The sequence below is a fragment of the Candidatus Darwinibacter acetoxidans genome, from assembly GCF_041936445.1.
Taxonomy (GTDB): Bacteria; Bacillota; Limnochordia; order Darwinibacteriales; family Darwinibacteriaceae; genus DTU010.
Window position 1 is genome coordinate 1 of the sequence record NZ_JBHGXH010000311.1, and the last position, 1,043, is coordinate 1,043.

The 1,043-nt window shown below is 58.5% G+C and carries 2 protein-coding genes; both read left to right on the plus strand.

What is annotated here, in order from left to right; all coding sequences use genetic code 11:
• Positions 1-732 (plus strand): ATP-binding protein (locus ACE4YL_RS12910; protein ID WP_461369698.1); only part of this gene is annotated, 732 nt, incomplete at its 5' end.
• A partial coding sequence (locus tag ACE4YL_RS12915) for a hypothetical protein (RefSeq protein ID WP_461369699.1) occupies positions 729-1,043 on the plus strand: 315 nt, incomplete at its 3' end. The genes ACE4YL_RS12910 and ACE4YL_RS12915, both read left to right, overlap by 4 nt.

Consider the following 1,043-nt stretch of genomic DNA (forward strand, 5'->3'; position numbering starts at 1 on the left):
TGCGAAAAGTGCGGCGGCGAGATAAAGCCCGTCACCGTCGCCATCGGGGGAGCGGTTTATAGCTTTACCCCCCGCTGTGAGTGCGAGATTAAGCGGGAGGCGAAAGAGGAAAGCGCCCGCCTTGCCCGCGAACGCCAGGACCGCCTTAATCGATTATTCGACAACTCCGGTCTGGGCCCGCGTTATGGCAGGTGCAGCTTCGGCAACTGGAAGATCCTGCCTGGCACAGAGGCCGCGCGCAAGGTGGCCGCTGACTACGCCGGGAGCCTGAAAGAGAACATTGCCGACGGACACGGCTTCCTGCTTTTCGGCCCGCCGGGGAATGGCAAGTCTCACCTGGCCGCTGCCGTAGTCCGCGAGGCCCTGGCACAGGGCTACACCGCCATCTTCGAGCGTGTGCCGCGCTTGCTCTCCCGGATTCGCGCAACATATCGCGATAACAGCCCTGTGGGGGAGGCGGAAATTATGAGGGGGCTTACCCAGGCCGACTTGCTGGTTTTGGATGACGCTGGCGCCGAAAAATGGACAGAGTGGACCGAACCGACACTCTACACCATCATCGACGAGAGATATTCCTACTGCAAGCCGCTGATTATAACGACCAACAGCACCCTCGACGAGCTCGAAAAGAAGATCGGCGACCGCGCGATGGATAGAGTTTTGGAGATGTGTGAGATTGTGGAGAACACCGGGGAAAGTTACCGGAAAATGATCGCGGGAGGTAAACGATGAAACTTAGACGCTGGCAGTTTTTACTCATCAGCATCCTACTGATGCTCATTGTCCTGGCCCTCGGCACCGGCAGATATTTTGCCCTCGTGCGCCAGGAGCGGCTTGAAGAAATCCGGCAAATCGAAGAGGAAAACGAGCGGTTGATCAAAAAGGCCCGCCAGGCCCAGGAGCAGATCCGGATCATGGACGAGCGCCTGACCGAGCTAGAGGAAATGTTGCTCAACCTGCAGCGGACAGAGCAGATTGTGAGCGGAGCCTCACCCTCTCGCGGCGGGCGTCAATACACGGTGACAACCATGCCGATTCTTTCT